Genomic DNA, 15445 nt, shown 5'->3' with positions numbered 1-15445 from the left:
GGTCGCCATGCATACAGAAACCGTTGCGTCAGTGGCCTCCGGCAGTATCGTTCCTGCAACAAGTGGAAGGAGACGACATGGTTCCGACGGTGACCTTCATGGACAGGAGCTCGATCGCGATCGAGCGTTCACGCCTGCTTGCCCTCGCGCACATGCCCTTGGCAGACCTCCGCAAGAAGGGGGCGACGTTCCAGCTCGACCCCGAAGAGCAGTCGATCCTGCGCGCCCTCGACGAACTCGACTTCCTCGAAGGTGATGACTGACCGCACCTCTGACCTCGCAGCACGGGTCCAGGGGTTCGCACAAGAACTGATCGACACACTCTCTGCAGTCCTCGGCGCGCCGGTGTCCTTCGACGTCAAGGTCGGAACATCGCCGGCGCGGCCGCAGGTCGCGATCTCGCAGTCTGATCCGATCGGCGTCCCGCTCACCGTCGACGGACACGTCATGTTCCGCCTGCTCGTCCAGTTCCGCTGTCGGTGGAACACGACCGGAAACTACCTCGCCGTCGAACAGTCCTCCTTCGCCGTGGCGGTCGAGCAGGTCGCCGAGCCGTTCTTCCACTTCGACTACGTCCGCGACTCGATCGAGTCGGTTCCCGTTGCGCACCTGAACATCCACGCGCACCGAGACGAGGTGATCTGGGCGATGCTCATGGCCCGGACCAAGCGAGGGAAACGTCGCGCGAAGGACGCTGCCAACGGGAAGATCACGCGGATCTCGACGCTGCACTTCCCGCTCGGCGGGCATCGGCACCGACCATCGATCGAGGACGTCCTCGAGATGCTCGTCAACGAGTTCGGGATCGATCACGCCGAGGACGCCCGCCACGTACTCGCCGCCGGTCGGCGGCGGTTCCGCTCGATCCAGACGGCGGTCGGCGTCCACGACGCTCCCGAAGTCGCGGCGACGGCGCTCCGGGAGCTCGGGTACACCGTGACAGCTCCGGCGAACACCCCGGTGCTCCGAGCGGACCGTCTCGAGCGTTACTGAGGGGATCGCGGGCAAGCTGGGGGCATGGAGTTCGCGGACGTGGCCAGGGAGCTGCTGCTCGTCGCCCCCGGGGACTTCGTCGCCGAGCGCACGGCCCGCCAGCGCGCGGTCCGGAAGGACGACCGCGACCTGGCGGCGGCGATCGGGAAGCTCCGGAAGCCGGCACCGGCAGCGTGGGTCGTGGACCTGCTCGCGCACGATGGCGCCCTCGACGACGCGATCGACCTCGGGCCAGCCCTCCGCAAGGCCCAGGCCGACGCCGACCCCGGCGAGATCCGGACTCTCCGACAGCAACGCTCCGAGGTGATCGAGGCGCTGGCGCAGGCGGGGGCCGACCTCGCCTCGGACGCCGGACACCCCGCGACGTCGGCCGTGCTCGACCAGGTGCGCGCGACGATCGAGGCGGCGATGGCCGACCCGCACGCCGGAGCCGCCGTGCGTTCGGGGCTGCTCGTGACGCCGCTGGAGAGCGTGGGGTTCGACGCGGTCGACCTGGACGGGGCGCTCGCGGATCCGGACGCGGTGCCCGACGCCTGGTCCGGCAGCGATGCCCCACCCATCCCGATCACCCAGGCGAGGGGCGCGCGGAAGGCGAGCCGTGCCTCCCGGTCGACCGAGACGGAACCACCGGACGGACCGGAGCCGGAACGCGCCCCCGAGCCGAAGCGTGACCCGGCCGCTGAGCGGAAGGCCGCGCGCCAGGCGGAGACCGCCGCCCGGAGCGAGTCGCGCGACGCCGATGCCGCACTCGACGCCGCGGAGGCGGACCTCGAGCAGGCCGAGGAGCGCCGGGCCGACCTCCAGCGCGAGCTCGATCGGGCGATCGCGGAGATCGAGGCCCTCGAACGTGCTCGTGACGCCGCCGAGGCCACGAGCAACGACGCCCGCGAGCTGCTGGCGGCCGCGCAGGAGCACCGGCGCAGCCTCGGTCGATGAGCCTCGCGGAGCGTTCCTTCCCATCACGCGCGCGATGGAAGGTCGAATCGGGCGTACTCGGCCGAAAGGAACGACCACCTATGCCCGGAACGACCCACTACGCCCGGAACGACTCCCTCCGCGCGGCACGACCGCCGATCGTTACACAACAGTTGTCGTTCTTGACGAGCGGCGTTGGAGCGGTCTAACGTCGGACACCATGCTTCGGGCCGGCGATGGTCCGCCGGGATCCGTCTCCGCACCAGCACGGGGCGCCCCGGGTACAGGACTCGCATCATCGCCGACGCCCCGACCGCCCGCAGCCACTGCGCGGGCGGTCGGGTGCGTGGCGCGCGGCGCACCCCGGAGACATGCCGCGATGCCGGGTCGAGCACTCCGGGGCCCCTCCAGGAGAGACGACACATGTCGGAACCCCGCACCAACCGCACCACGACCATGACCCCGCCGAACGGCGTGACGACCGCCCCACCTGCCACCGCACCACCGGCTGCCGGGCGCGAGGGCTTCATCGCCCGCCTCGGCATCCCGCACCCGCTGCGCTGGGGCTTCCTCGGTGTCCTCGTCTTCATGACGGGCGACGGCATCGAGTCGAACTTCATCGCTCCGCACATCGCCGCGGCCCTCGGCTCGGGCGGTACGGACAGCGCCGCGATGGTGATCGGCATCTACGGCGTCGCCGTCCTGGTGGCGTCCTACTTCGCCGGCGTGCTCTCCGAGCTGTGGGGCCCGCGCCGCGTCATGACGATCGGGGCCGTCCTGTGGGTGGTGTTCCAGGTCGCGTTCCTCGCGGCACTGCCCACCGGGTCGGTCGGGCTGATCGCCCTGACGTACTTCCTGCGCGGACTCGGCTTCCCGCTGTTCGCCTTCTCGTTCCTCTGCTGGGTGAACCACACCGTGGCGCGCGACCGGAACGCCACGGCCGTCGGCTGGTTCTACGTCGTCTTCACCGGCGGCCTGCCGACGCTCGGCTCGCTCATCGCGATCGGCAGCATCCCCGCGTTCGGTGGCGGCCACACGGGTGAGACGTGGTCGATGGCCCTGTCGCTCGTCCTGGTCGTGGCCGGCTGGGTGATCGTCCGGTTCGGCGTGCACGAGCGGACCGGGCTCGGCCGCATCGCCCCGCGCTCGCACTCCGCCGCACGGGTCATCGCCAGCGGCATCGAGGTCTGCATCACGCGCCCCAAGGTCCTGCTCGCCGTCCTGATCCGGCTCGTCAACACGGCGCCCGAGTTCGGCATGTTCGTGATCATGCCGGCGATCATCGGTACCGAGCTCGGGTGGGGCCAGTCGAAGTGGCTCACGATGACGGTGATCGTCTACGCCGGCAACATCCTGTTCAACGCCTTCTTCGGTGCCCTCGGTGACCGCATCGGCTGGATCCGCACCGTCAAGTGGTTCGGCATCGGCGCCTCGGCGATCGGGCTGCTGGCCTGGTGGTACGTCCCGCACCTGGTGCCGGCCGGTTCCGAGTGGGGCTTCTGGCTCGCCACCGCCGCGGGGACGGTGTTCGGCATCATGCTCGCCGGGTTCACACCCATGGGCGCGATCGTCCCCGCCTTCGCCGGCGAGGAGCGTCGCGGTGCCGCGATGGCGATGTACGCCACGGCGGCCGGTGGTGCGACCTTCCTCGGCAACGCCGTGGTCAGCGCCGTCCTGCCGTGGGGTGGCCCCGGTGGCGTGGTCTGGACGTTCGTCGGCCTCTACGTCCTCGCCTTCGTGGTGCTGTCCTTCCTCAAGGTGCCGAAGGAGTCGGTGGCTGCGGGGCACTGAGGCACGACACGCCCGGCGGGTGCTGGTAGAGTCGGTGATTGACTTCGGCGAGGGCCGCGACAGCGGCCGTGATCGACGCGGTGGGAGACCCGGCCCAGCCCAGGGAACGTTCCTCACGCGTGCACGCGTTCGAGTTGCAACACCACAGACCCCCACGATGCCGGACCGCCGGTGTCGACCCCCGAGACCAGGAGGCACCATGGCCGACTACACGAAGCTCGCAGCGGACGTCCGCACCAAGTTCGGCAAGGGTGCAGCGCGCAAGCTCCGCGCCGCCGACAAGATCCCGGCAGTGGTCTACGGCCACGGCACCGAGCCGAAGCACATCTCGCTGCCCGGCCACGAGACCATGCTGCTCGTCCGTACCGCCAACGCGGTCGTCGACCTCGACATCGAGGGTGCGGCCCAGCTCGCCCTCGTCAAGGACGTCCAGCGTGACCCGGTGCGTCAGATCATCGAGCACATCGACCTCGTGGTCCTGCGCCGCGGCGAGAAGGTCACGGTCGACGTGCCCGTCGTCATCGAGGGCGAGTCCTTCTCCGGCACGATCCACGTGCAGGACCTGAACACCGTCTCCCTGTTGGTCCTCGCGACCGACATCCCGGAGCACGTCGTCGTCGACGTCGAGGGCCTCGAGGACGGCGTGCAGATCCACGCCGCCCAGCTCGAGCTCCCCGAGGGCGCCGAGCTCGAGACCGACGCCGAGGCGCTGGTCGTCGCGATCGTCACCCCGCGTGGCACCGCTGACGACGACGCTGCGGACGAGGCCTCGGCCGAGGCCGGTGCCGAAGCCGGCGCCGAGGGCGGCTCCGAGCCGGTCGACTCCGAGTAACACCCCTTCGAAGGCATCTGGTCGACGCTGTGGCGGATCGAACGTTGGTCGTGGTCGGACTCGGGAACCCCGGGCCCGACTACGCCGGCAACCGGCACAACGTCGGCCAGATGGTCCTCGACGAACTCGCCGCCCGCATGGGTGCGCGGTTCAAGAAGCACAAGACGCCGAACCAGGTCGCCGAGGGGCGCCTGGTGCCCGGCGGTCCGCGCCTGGTGCTGGCGAAGCCGGGCTCGTTCATGAACACCTCGGGCGGACCGGTCTCGTCGGTCCTCGGGTTCTACAGCGCCACCCCGGCCGACCTCGTCGTCGTGCACGACGAGCTCGACCTGCCGTTCGACACCGTCCGCCTGAAGGGCAGCGGGGGTCACGGCGGGCACAACGGCCTGCGCGACATCATCAAGGCCAGCGGCACGAACGAGTTCACGCGCGTGCGGGTCGGCATCGGTCGTCCGCCCGGTCGTCAGGACCCCGCCGACTACGTGCTGCGTGACTTCTCCGCAGCCGAGAAGAAGTCGCTGCCCATCCTGCTGGCCGACGCCGCGGACGCGGTCGAGGCGATCGCCGAGGTGGGACTCGTCGCCGCGCAGCAGCGGGTGCACGCGCCGTCCTGACCACGCCGCCCGTGTTCGCCCGTCGCGCACCACGCGGGCGGTGTCGGTGGGGGCCGGTACCATCTCCTGAGTGACGATCTCGGGCATCATCCCTGCGCTCTCGCGCGCCTCCGCGTTCGATCGCGTGCTCCGCGCCGCGCCTCGTGACGCCGACTTCTCGGTCGTCGACGGCCTGCGGGTCCCGCTGCTCGGAGCACTGATCGCCGAGCGGAACGGGCCCCAGTGCGTGCTCGTCATCACGGCGACGGGGCGTGAAGCCGAAGCGGTCCGCGACGCCCTCGGCAGCTACGTCCCCGACGCCGACGTCCTCGAGTTCCCGGCGTGGGAGACCCTGCCGCACGAACGCCTCAGCCCGAGTGCCCAGACCGTCGGCACCCGCATCGCGACGCTCCGCAGGCTCGCGTCCTGGTCCGCTGCCGACGCTGCCGACCGCCGCACCACCATCGTCGTGGCGAGCGTCCGCGCAGCGCTGCAGCCGATCGCCGCCAACCTGACCTCGCTCGCACCCGTCGTGCTGCGCACCGACTCGCGCGGCAACGACCTGGCCGCCATCGCCGCGAAGCTGGTCGACATGGCCTACGCCCGCGTCGACCTCGTCACGCGGCGCGGTGAGTTCGCGGTGCGCGGCGGCATCCTCGACGTCTTCCCGCCCACCGCGGACCACCCCGTCCGCGTCGACTTCTTCGGCGACGAGATCGAGGCCGTCAAGGCGTTCTCGGTCGCCGACCAGCGCACGACCGAGGACGACCTCGGCTCGGTCGAACTCACGGCCTCGCGCGAACTCCTGCTCAGCGACGACGTCCGGCAGCGGGCGCGCGAGATGCTCCACGAGTTCCCGAACCTGTCCCAGATGCTCGCGAAGATCGCCGAGGGGATCCCGGTCGAGGGCATGGAGTCCCTCGCCCCCGCGCTCGTGCAGGACCTCGTCCCGATGACGTCGTACCTGCCCGAGGACGCCACCATCGCGGTGTTCTCGCCCGAGCGGGTGAACGGTCGCGCGAACAGCCTGGCCGAGACGAACACCGAGTTCCTGCAGGCCGCGTGGAGCGCCGCGGTCGCCGGGGCCCAGGCGCCGATCGACCTCGACGCCGGCAACTTCCTGACGGTGCAGCAGCTCAAGAACACCCGCGGCCAGCGCACCTGGTGGACGGTGTCGCCGTTCGACTCCGGTCTCGACGAAGGCGACACCGCGCGCGTGCTCACCGACGCCGAAGCAGCAGCCGAGGCGGGGGAGTACATCCGCGTCCGTGCCGAGGCAGTACCGAGCTTCGCGGGCAGCGCCGACGGCGCGATCGCGCACGTCAAGGCGCTCACCGATGACGGGTGGGCGGTCGTGGTGACCGCCCAGGGCCAGGGTCTGGTCGAGCGGGCGGTGCAGGTCCTCGCCGACGCCGGGGTCGCAGCCCGTGCCGAAGCCCTGCCCGCGCCTCCCGAACCGGGTGTCGCCATCGTCACGACGGCCACCGTCGAGCACGGCTTCGCCATCCCGGATCCGCGCATCGTCGTGCTCAGCGAAGCGGAGTTCTACGGCCGGAGCGTCCAGCAGGGCGCGCGCACCGTCAAGAAGCTCGCGAGCCGTCGCAAGAACGTGGTCGATCCGCTGCAGCTCAAGCCGGGCGACGTCGTCGTGCACGCGACCCACGGCATCGGCAAGTTCGTGGAACTGGTGAGCCGCGAGGTCAGTTCCGGCGGCCGCAACGCGGTGAAGACGCAGCGCGAGTACCTCGTGCTCGAGTACGCGCCGTCGAAGCGGAACTACCCCGGCGACAAGCTCTTCGTGCCGACCGACCAGCTCGACCAGCTCTCGCGGTACGTCGGTGGCGAGTCACCGACCCTGTCGAAGATGGGCGGTTCGGACTGGTCCGCCGCCAAGTCGAAGGCCCGCAAGGCCGTCCGCGACATCGCCGTCGACCTGGTGAAGCTGTACTCGGCGCGGATGGCGTCGAAGGGGCACGCGTTCGGCCCGGACACCCCGTGGCAGCGCGAGCTGGAAGAGGCGTTCCCGTTCGCCGAGACCGCCGACCAGCTCACCACCATCGACGAGATCAAGCGCGACATGGAGCGGCCGATCCCGATGGACCGCCTGCTCTCGGGCGACGTCGGCTACGGCAAGACCGAGGTCGCGATCCGCGCCGCGTTCAAGGCGGTGCAGGACGGCAAGCAGGTCGTCATGCTCGTGCCGACGACCCTGCTCGTCCGCCAGCACATGGAGACGTTCCAGGAACGCTTCGCCGGGTTCCCCGTGCACCTGCGCGCCCTGAGCCGGTTCCAGTCCGAGAAGGAGTCGAAGGAGACCATCGCCGGGCTCGCCGACGGCACCGTCGACATCGTCATCGCGACCCACCGGATCCTGTCGCAGGGCATCACCTTCAAGGACGTCGGGCTCGTCATCATCGACGAGGAGCAGCGGTTCGGTGTCGAGCACAAGGACCAGCTGAAGAAGTTCAAGACGAACGTCGACGTCCTGGCGATGTCGGCGACCCCGATCCCGCGGTCACTCGAGATGGCCGTCACCGGCATCCGCGAGATGTCGACCCTCGCGACCCCGCCCGAGGACCGCCACCCCATCCTGACCTTCGTGGGGCCGCAGTCCGACCTGCAGGTGGCCGCAGCGATCCGTCGCGAGCTCCTGCGCGAGGGCCAGGTGTTCTACGTCCACAACCGCGTGCGGGACATCCAGGGCGTCGCCGCGCACCTGGCCGAGATCGTGCCGGACGCCCGCATCGCCGTGGCACACGGGCAGATGTCCGAGAGCACCCTCGAGCAGGTCATGGTCGACTTCTGGGAGCGCCGGTTCGACGTCCTCGTGTCGACGACGATCATCGAGACCGGCCTCGACATCGCGAACGCGAACACGCTCATCATCGACAAGGCCGACAAGTACGGGCTGTCGCAGCTGCACCAGCTACGTGGCCGTGTCGGACGAGGGCGGGAGCGCGGGTACGCGTACTTCCTGTACGACTCCGAGAAGCCCCTGTCCGAGACCGCACAGGATCGCCTCGAGACCATCGCCGCGAACAACGAGCTCGGCGCGGGCATGCAGGTCGCCATGAAGGACCTCGAGATCCGCGGCGCCGGCAACCTGCTCGGCGGCGAGCAGTCCGGGCACATCGCGGGCGTCGGGTTCGACCTGTACCTCCGGATGATCGGCGAGGCCGTCTCGCAGTTCCGCGGTGACGTGGCCGAGGGGCAGACCGAGTTGCGGCTCGAGATCCCGGTGGACGCGCACATCCCCGAGGACTACGTCGAGTCCGAGCGGCTCCGGCTCGAGGCGTACCAGAAGCTGTCAGCGGCCTCGGCTCCGACGGCCCAGCAGGACGCCATCGATATGGTGCTCGACGAGCTCACCGACCGCTACGGGCAGCCGCCGCAGGCCGTGCAGACGCTGGTCGAGGTCTCCCGCCTGCGTCGGATGGCGCAGCAGGTCGGGCTGTCCGACGTGGTGGTCATGGGCTCGAACCTGCGCGTGGCGGGCAAGGAGCTCGCCGACTCGTCGCAGGTGCGGCTCAAGCGGATGTTCCCGGGCGCGAAGTGGTTCCCGCAGCAGAACGCGGCGAGCATCCCGATGCCGCGTCCGCACGACCAGGCGCTGCCGGACGACGCCCTGATCCAGTGGGTCGAGAGCATCCTCACCGCCGTGTACGGCGCGACGACGCCGGCGGAGGCGCCGGCCGCGTAAGGGGTGCAGTGGTCGCGAGCGGCGACGGACAGGAGGCACGGTGCGGGCTGGCACCGTGCCTCCCGTCCGCTCGTGGGCGCGTCCACCGCGCACACGCTGTTCGCGACGATCCACCCGTTGATCGACGCGTGGATGGTCGCAAAGGTGGTGCGCGCCCGGAACCGCGCCCCGCTACTCGGTCGCCTCGGCCTCGGACAGCTCGCGCCGCCCGCGGTACGTCCGGGCCCGCAGCGTGACCACGACCGCCGACGCGACGATGGCGATGCCGGAGCCGACGAGCACGGCGAGCACGCCCTCGTCGAGGATCTCCTCGTTCCGGGCGAACGCGAGCTCGTTCATGAGGAGCGAGACCGTGAAGCCGATCCCGCCGAGCACCCCGACGGTGATGATCGAGAAGAACGACAACGAGGACCGCCCCGGTGAGCGGAAGACCCGCGTCGCCACCGCGCCGAACAGCGTGATGCCGATGACCTTGCCGACCGGCAGCGCGATGACGACCGCCCAGAACGTGGGCGAGAGCTCGCTGATGCCGACGGCGGGGATGACCACCGCGGCCGACGCGAACGCGAACACCGGGAGCACGATCGCGTTCGACCACGGCTCGACGTTCTCGTGCAGGGTGTGGCCCGGACGGCGGGGGAGCACGAGCCCGAGCGCGACGCCGGCGATGGTGGCGTGCACGCCGGAGTGGTAGACGAGCCACCAGGTCAGGAGCCCGACGACGACCATCGCGACGATGAGCAGCGTCTGCCCGTTGCGCCCCGGACGGAGCATCCGGCCGAGCAGCCAGAACACCGCGAGCGTGACGACGGCACCGGCGAGGGCCAGGAAGTCGGTGTCGTGCGCGAACACGACGGCGATGATGATGATCGCGATGAGGTCGTCGAGCACGGCGAGTGCCAGCAGGAACACCCGGATGCCGCTCGGCAGTCCGCGACCGAACATCGCCAGGACACCGAGGGCGAACGCGATGTCGGTCGCCGTCGGGATCGGCCAGCCGTGCGTGTACGGGGTGCCCGCGGTGACGAGCAGGAAGATGCCCGCCGGCACGAGCACGCCGCCGACCGCCGCGATGGCGGGGATGATCGCGGTCTTCGGGTTCGACAGCTCACCGTCGACGAGTTCCTGCTTCAGCTCGATCGCCACGAGCAGGAAGAAGACGGCGAGCAGGCCGTCGCTGATCCAGTGCGCGATCGACAGGTCGAGGCCGACGGCACCGAGCGGCAGGTGCGCGTCGAGCAGCCGTTCGAGGCCGGGGCCGACGGGTGAGTTCGCGACGACCAGGCCGAGCACGGCGGCGGTCAGGAGCGCGATGGCGCTGAAGCGGGGGGAGCGGACGAGGGACGACATGGATCTCCGTCTCGAGGGGTCGGGTGGTTGTCCGTCGACCAGACTTCCCGACACACCACGACCAGCATACGTGGGTGAGACGATGGCGCGATGACCGCCGTACCGGACCTCGTGACCGTCGTCGACCGCCTGCTCGCCGAGGACGGGGGCTGCGTCTGGAACCGTGCGCAGACCCACGCCACGCTCGCGCGCTACGCGGTCGAGGAGTCCTACGAACTCGTCGACGCCATCGACGACGGCGACCCGGACGACGTCCGCGAGGAGCTCGGCGACGTCCTGTACCAAGTCGTCCTGCACGCCGGGATCGCCGAACGCGCGGGGGAGTTCACCCTGGAGGACGTCGCCGCCGGGGTCCGCGACAAGATGGTCCGTCGACACCCGCACGTGTTCGGCGACGAGACCGCGGACACCGTCGACGACGTGGTCCGGGTGTGGCGCGCGGCGAAGGCGGCGGAGAAGTCGGCCCGGACGAGCGCCCTCGACGGCGTCCCGCGTGCGATGCCGCCACTGGAGCGGGCCGTCAAGCTGCTGGAGCGCCTGGAGGAGCACGGTGCTGCCGACACGGCCGTCGCGTCGGTCGTGGCCGCCGCGTCCGTCGAGTCCGTCGCGTCCGCCGAGTCCGTCGCGTCCGCCGCATTCGGCTCGGTCGCTGACCGGGAGGCCCGCGGCACGTCCGACACGTCGGCCGCGGCACCCGGAGCGGGGACCGCTCGGGCATCGGTCGGGTCGCCGGCACCGGCCGACGGTGCGGGGGCGGTGGACCCGGCGTGGGGGATCGCGATGCTGGAAGAGGTCGCCGGAGCGGTGCGGGACGGGATCGACCCGGTCGCGAGTCTCCGCGTGGCGGTCGCTGCGCTCGAGGAAGCCGGCCGCGCCGCGGAGTGAGTGCGCGGGGAAAGAGAAGGGCGCCCTCCTAACCCGAAAAAGGAGGGCGCCCGTGAGCGGGTGGGCACACCCCCAGGGAGAGGTGTGCACGCAGAACCCGCTCGGGTCGCGGGGCACACTGCAGCACGGTGCCCACGCGATCGGTCCGGAGAGTGGATCAGGCACGCTCCGAACCGAGGTACTGAATGCAGTATGCCAGTAGGACGCATGCCGCGCAAGCCGGCAGGGTGCATCTGCCAGACTGGACGCCATGGCGACGACCGTGACGGCACCCCGTGGCATGCGCGACTTCCTCCCGGCGGACAAGGCCCGACGCGAGCACGTGCTCGGTGTCGTCCGCGACGTCTACTCGCGGCACGGGTTCGACGAGATCGAGACCCCCGTGGTCGAGGACGCCGCACGGCTGCACTCCGGGCTCGGCGGCGACAACGAGAAGCTGGCGTTCGCGGTCATGAAGCGCGGGCTCAGCACCGAGGACCTGCAGGCTGCCCAGGCGCCGCTCGACCTCGCTGACCTCGGGCTCCGGTTCGACCTGACCGTGCCGCTCGCCCGGTTCTACGCCTCGCACCGCGCCGAGCTGCCCTCAGTGTTCCGATCGGTGCAGATCGCGCCGGTCTGGCGCGCCGAGCGTCCGCAGAAGGGGCGCTACCGCCAGTTCGTGCAGTGCGACATCGACATCCTGGGGGAGCCCGGGCAGCTGGCCGAGATCGAGCTCATCCGCGCCACGACCGCCGCGCTCGATGCGCTCGGGGTGACCGGCACCACGATCCGCATCAACGACCGGCGGATCCTGCTGACCCTGCTGGCGTCGTGGGGCATCGCGGACCCCGCTGCCGCCGACCGCGCACTCATCACGGTCGACAAGCTCGACAAGATCGGCCCGGACGGCGTCGCCGCCGAGCTCCGCAGCACCGTCGGACAGGAGCTGCCGGGGCTCGAGGACACCATCCGTGCGCTCGAGGCCGCGGACTGGACCTCGGTCGAGGGGGCTGCGTGGCTCGACGCCGAGGCGTTCGCCGACCTGCTGCGCCTGCGGGAAGCGCTGCCCGGCGTCGACCTGCGCTTCGACCCGACGCTCGTGCGCGGCATGGGCTACTACACCGGCACGATCTTCGAGGTCGCGCACCCCGACTTCGGCTACAGCCTGGGCGGCGGCGGTCGGTACGACGGCATGATCGGTCGGTTCCTCGGGCAGGACGTCCCCGCGGTCGGCTTCTCGCTGGGCTTCGAGCGCCTGGTCGACCTCGTGACACTCCCGGAGTCCGCCGAGTCGGACGCCGTGGTGCTCGTCTACGACAAGGACGTCGACCCGGTCCGGCTCGCGGCCCTCAAGACCGAGGCGCTCGCATCGCACCGGCGCGTGCGGCTCGAACGGCGCACCAAGAACACGAAGAACCTGCTCGCCGGTCTGGCCGCGCAGGGGTTCTCCGCCTTCGCGACCGTCGTCGCCGACACGACGTCGCTCGAGGGTGTGGAGTTCCGCCCGCTCGACTGAGTTGTCCACACCGGGCGTCACGGTCGACGTCGTGTTCACCTCGGCTCGCTAGGATCGGTCCCGCAAACACCACAACCAATGTGTAGGGAGTACCCCGTGGCCCTGATCGATGCCGTAGGCGCACGCGAAGTCCTCGATTCCCGAGGCAACCCGACGGTCGAGGTCGAGGTCCTCCTCGACGACGGCGTCGTGTCCCGCGCGCTCGTCCCCTCCGGTGCCTCCACCGGCGCGTTCGAGGCGTACGAACTCCGCGACGGCGATGCCTCGCGCTACGGCGGCAAGGGCGTGCTCAAGGCCGTCGACGCCGTCCTCGACGAGATCGGCCCGGCGCTCGAGGGCTTCGACGCCACCGACCAGCGCCTCGTCGACGCCGCGCTCATCGAGCTCGACGGAACCGAGAACAAGTCCCGCCTCGGCGCGAACTCGATCCTCGGTGCCTCGCTCGCCGTGGCCCGTGCCGCTGCCGACTCGGCTGACCTGCCGCTGTTCCGCTACCTCGGCGGCCCGAACGCGCACACGCTGCCCGTTCCGCTGATGAACGTCGTCAACGGCGGTGCCCACGCGGACACCAACGTCGACATCCAGGAGTTCTTCCTCGTGCCGTACGGCGCCGAGTCGTTCTCCGAGGCGCTCCGTTGGGGCGTCGAGACCTACCACGCCCTCAAGGGCGAGCTGAAGAAGCAGGGCCTCGCGACCGGCCTCGGCGACGAGGGCGGCTTCGCGCCGGAGCTCGCGTCGAACCGTGCGGCGCTCGACTTCCTGCTGACCGCGATCGAGAAGGCCGGCTTCACCCCGGGCAAGGACATCGCCGTCGGCCTCGACGTCGCGTCCACCGAGTTCTTCCACGACGGCAAGTACTCGTTCGAGGGCAAGCAGCTCTCGAGCCAGGAGTTCACCGCGTACTTCGCCGACCTCGTCGCGAACTACCCGCTCGTCACGATCGAGGACCCGCTGGCCGAGGACGACTGGGAAGGCTGGTCGCACCTGACCGCCGAGCTCGGCGACAAGGTCCAGATCGTCGGCGACGACCTGTTCGTCACCAACCCGAAGCGTCTGCAGCGGGGCATCGACGAGAAGGCCGCGAACTCGATCCTGGTGAAGGTCAACCAGATCGGCACGCTCACCGAGACCCTCGACGCGGTCTCGCTCGCGCACCGTCACGGCCTCACCTCGATCCTGTCCCACCGCTCCGGCGAGACCGAGGACACCACGATCGCGGACATCGCGGTCGCGGTCGACGGTGGTCAGATCAAGACCGGTGCACCGGCCCGTTCGGACCGCGTCGCGAAGTACAACCAGCTGCTCCGCATCGAGGAAGAGCTCGGCGACGCCGCGGTGTACGCCGGTCGCTCGGCCTTCCCGCGCGCCAAGTCACTGTAAGCAGCTCGGCCAGCAGCACCGGCACCACCGAGACGCCGTCCTCCTCCGGGAGGGCGGCGTCTCGTCGTGTGCGCGGCGTCGAGTTGCTGAGCGGTCAGGACGTGCCGCGCGCGCTGCGTCGAGTGGTCACGAGTCGTCGGCCGGGCCGGGCCTGGCCGACAGGACGTGACCGCCGGACGCACGCCGGGCGGTGTGTCGTGACCACTCCTGGCACGGGCCGGACGGTGCGGACCGGAGCCGCGCCTCCCGGCAGCATCGATCGGACGACACGAGTCGCTGAGAGGCCACCGAACGGCCGCGTGCCGGGCGCTCCCACCGCGTCGGTCGGGTTATCGTCGGGACGTGCCCAGCCAGAAGCCCCGCGTCCGCCGCGTCCCCGTGGCGATGCCCGACGGCAGCACGTCGGCGCAGCCCTGGTACCGCTCGATCCACTTCTCCGGGTTCAGCCTGCTGATGCTCGCGATCATCGTGCTCTTCGTCGTGGTGCTCGCCCCGTCGCTCCGCACGCTCATCCAGCAGCAGGAGCAGATCGCCCAGCAGCAGCGTGAGGTCGCGAGCCAGAAGGCCGACGTCACGCAGAAGAAGAAGGACGTCGCCCGCTGGGACGACCCCGCGTACATCGAGGCGCAGGCGCGCGACCGCCTGCTCTACGTGTACCCGGGCGAGGAGAGCTACCTCGTGATGGGCGCCGAGGACCGGAAGGCCGAGACCACGCCGACGACGGACTCCGGCACGCCCGTCAGCACGAAGGTCCAGACGCCGAAGGTGGACTGGGTGCAGGCGATGCTGTCCTCCGTGCTGCAGTCGGGGCTCACCGACGAGACCGCCGCCGACCTCGTGGCCCCGGACGTCTCGGGCACCGGCGAGAGCAAGTAGCTCCGAGCCGGACCCGTCCGGCGCGACGGTGCGCGGGGTACCGGGTCTCCGGTAGGCTCACGTTCCCGTGACGACCCCTCCCTTCGACCCGCCCTCCGACCGCGACGTCCAGGTCGTGTCGGCGCAGCTCGGCCGACCGGCACGCGACGTCATCGGGATCGCGGCACGGTGCGTCTGTGGCAACCCCACGGTCGTCTCCACGAAGCCCCGACTGTCGAACGGCACCCCGTTCCCGACGTTCTACTACCTGTGCCACCCCGCGGCCACCGCTGCGGTCAGCACCCTCGAGGCCAACCAGGTGATGCCGGAGCTGGCAGCACTGCTCGAGGACGACACCACCGCGGCCGCGTACCTCGCGGCCCACGAGTCCTACCTGGCCGATCGCGAGTCGATCGAGCACGTCGACGAGATCGTCGGCATCAGCGCCGGTGGCATGCCCACCCGTGTGAAGTGCCTGCACGCCCTCGTCGGTCACGCCCTCGCCGCCGGACCCGGCGTCAACCCCATCGGTGACCTCGCGCTCGAGCGCGCGGACTGGTCGCCCTCCCGGTGTGAGTGCCGGGCGTATGATGACGGTGCAGACGCTGGAGTCGGGGCGGGTGGCGGCGAAGTCTGACTCGACTCCGAAACCCCCA

Annotated in this window: 13 protein-coding genes; 12 read left to right on the top strand and 1 reads right to left on the bottom strand. The window is 70.6% G+C overall.

Going from position 1 to position 15445, the window contains the following annotated elements; all coding sequences use genetic code 11:
- Positions 1-77 precede the first annotated feature (77 nt).
- The 7 genes from M4960_RS11070 to mfd all read left to right on the top strand — a co-directional run bounded on the left by M4960_RS11070 (position 78) and on the right by mfd (position 8824).
- Complete coding sequence (locus tag M4960_RS11070) at positions 78-263, top strand: hypothetical protein (RefSeq protein WP_131845273.1); 186 nt, start codon at positions 78-80, stop codon at positions 261-263.
- Positions 256-993 (top strand): hypothetical protein, encoded by a 738-nt coding sequence (locus tag M4960_RS11065; protein ID WP_248704245.1) that lies wholly within the window; start codon positions 256-258, stop codon positions 991-993. The genes M4960_RS11070 and M4960_RS11065 overlap by 8 nt, the downstream gene beginning before the upstream one ends.
- A gap of 24 nt (positions 994-1017) precedes the next feature.
- Positions 1018-1929 carry a hypothetical protein gene (locus tag M4960_RS11060; RefSeq protein WP_248704244.1) on the top strand — a complete coding sequence of 304 codons (912 nt, stop codon included), beginning with the start codon at positions 1018-1020 and terminating at the stop codon, positions 1927-1929.
- Positions 1930-2331: 402 nt separating this feature from the next.
- Positions 2332-3699 carry an RbtT/DalT/CsbX family MFS transporter gene (locus M4960_RS11055; protein WP_248704243.1) on the top strand — a complete coding sequence of 456 codons (1368 nt, stop codon included), beginning with the start codon at positions 2332-2334 and terminating at the stop codon, positions 3697-3699.
- A gap of 199 nt (positions 3700-3898) precedes the next feature.
- A complete protein-coding gene (locus M4960_RS11050) occupies positions 3899-4531 on the top strand; it encodes a 50S ribosomal protein L25/general stress protein Ctc (RefSeq protein WP_248704242.1) in 633 nt (210 codons plus the stop codon).
- Positions 4532-4560: 29 nt separating this feature from the next.
- Positions 4561-5145: an aminoacyl-tRNA hydrolase gene (gene pth / locus M4960_RS11045; protein ID WP_248704241.1), complete on the top strand. Its 585-nt coding sequence runs from the start codon at positions 4561-4563 to the stop codon at positions 5143-5145.
- A gap of 70 nt (positions 5146-5215) precedes the next feature.
- Positions 5216-8824: a transcription-repair coupling factor gene (gene mfd / locus M4960_RS11040; protein WP_248704240.1), complete on the top strand. Its 3609-nt coding sequence runs from the start codon at positions 5216-5218 to the stop codon at positions 8822-8824.
- 171 nt (positions 8825-8995) lie between these two features.
- Here the strand turns inward: mfd and nhaA are convergent, their stop codons facing one another.
- Positions 8996-10174: a Na+/H+ antiporter NhaA gene (gene nhaA / locus M4960_RS11035; RefSeq protein ID WP_248704239.1), complete on the bottom strand. Its 1179-nt coding sequence runs from the start codon at positions 10172-10174 to the stop codon at positions 8996-8998.
- A 90-nt stretch (positions 10175-10264) separates the two neighbouring features.
- Between nhaA and M4960_RS11030 the strand changes: the two genes are divergently transcribed.
- The 5 genes from M4960_RS11030 (at position 10265) to M4960_RS11010 (ending at position 15426) form a co-directional block, all read left to right on the top strand.
- On the top strand, positions 10265-11059 hold the full coding sequence (locus M4960_RS11030) for a MazG family protein (RefSeq protein ID WP_248704238.1): 795 nt from the start codon (positions 10265-10267) through the stop codon (positions 11057-11059).
- Positions 11060-11309: 250 nt separating this feature from the next.
- Positions 11310-12554 (top strand): histidine--tRNA ligase, encoded by a 1245-nt coding sequence (hisS, locus tag M4960_RS11025; protein WP_248704237.1) that lies wholly within the window; start codon positions 11310-11312, stop codon positions 12552-12554.
- A 96-nt stretch (positions 12555-12650) separates the two neighbouring features.
- On the top strand, positions 12651-13934 hold the full coding sequence (eno, locus tag M4960_RS11020; protein ID WP_123294734.1) for a phosphopyruvate hydratase: 1284 nt from the start codon (positions 12651-12653) through the stop codon (positions 13932-13934).
- A 342-nt stretch (positions 13935-14276) separates the two neighbouring features.
- Positions 14277-14810 (top strand): septum formation initiator family protein, encoded by a 534-nt coding sequence (locus M4960_RS11015; protein ID WP_111084824.1) that lies wholly within the window; start codon positions 14277-14279, stop codon positions 14808-14810.
- Positions 14811-14877: 67 nt separating this feature from the next.
- Positions 14878-15426 carry a DUF501 domain-containing protein gene (locus M4960_RS11010; RefSeq protein WP_111084823.1) on the top strand — a complete coding sequence of 183 codons (549 nt, stop codon included), beginning with the start codon at positions 14878-14880 and terminating at the stop codon, positions 15424-15426.
- The last annotated feature ends 19 nt before the right edge of the window (positions 15427-15445 follow it).

The organism is Curtobacterium sp. MWU13-2055, assembly GCF_023242305.1.
In the GTDB taxonomy this organism is placed as follows: domain Bacteria; phylum Actinomycetota; class Actinomycetes; order Actinomycetales; family Microbacteriaceae; genus Curtobacterium.
The sequence above is the reverse complement of the archived record's forward strand: the minus strand, read 5'-3'. Positions and strand labels throughout refer to the sequence as shown.

What these genes read in the sequence shown, in the direction of transcription:
- M4960_RS11055 (WP_248704243.1), top strand. Translation starts at nt 2,332, where the DNA reads ATGTCGGAACCCCGCACCAACCGCACCACGACCATGACCCCGCCGAAC.
- M4960_RS11060 (WP_248704244.1), top strand. Translation starts at nt 1,018, where the DNA reads ATGGAGTTCGCGGACGTGGCCAGGGAGCTGCTGCTCGTCGCCCCCGGG.
- M4960_RS11030 (WP_248704238.1), top strand. Translation starts at nt 10,265, where the DNA reads ATGACCGCCGTACCGGACCTCGTGACCGTCGTCGACCGCCTGCTCGCC.
- M4960_RS11070 (WP_131845273.1), top strand. Translation starts at nt 78, where the DNA reads ATGGTTCCGACGGTGACCTTCATGGACAGGAGCTCGATCGCGATCGAG.
- hisS (WP_248704237.1), top strand. Translation starts at nt 11,310, where the DNA reads ATGGCGACGACCGTGACGGCACCCCGTGGCATGCGCGACTTCCTCCCG.
- M4960_RS11065 (WP_248704245.1), top strand. Translation starts at nt 256, where the DNA reads ATGACTGACCGCACCTCTGACCTCGCAGCACGGGTCCAGGGGTTCGCA.
- M4960_RS11050 (WP_248704242.1), top strand. Translation starts at nt 3,899, where the DNA reads ATGGCCGACTACACGAAGCTCGCAGCGGACGTCCGCACCAAGTTCGGC.
- nhaA (WP_248704239.1), bottom strand. Translation starts at nt 10,174, where the DNA reads ATGTCGTCCCTCGTCCGCTCCCCCCGCTTCAGCGCCATCGCGCTCCTG.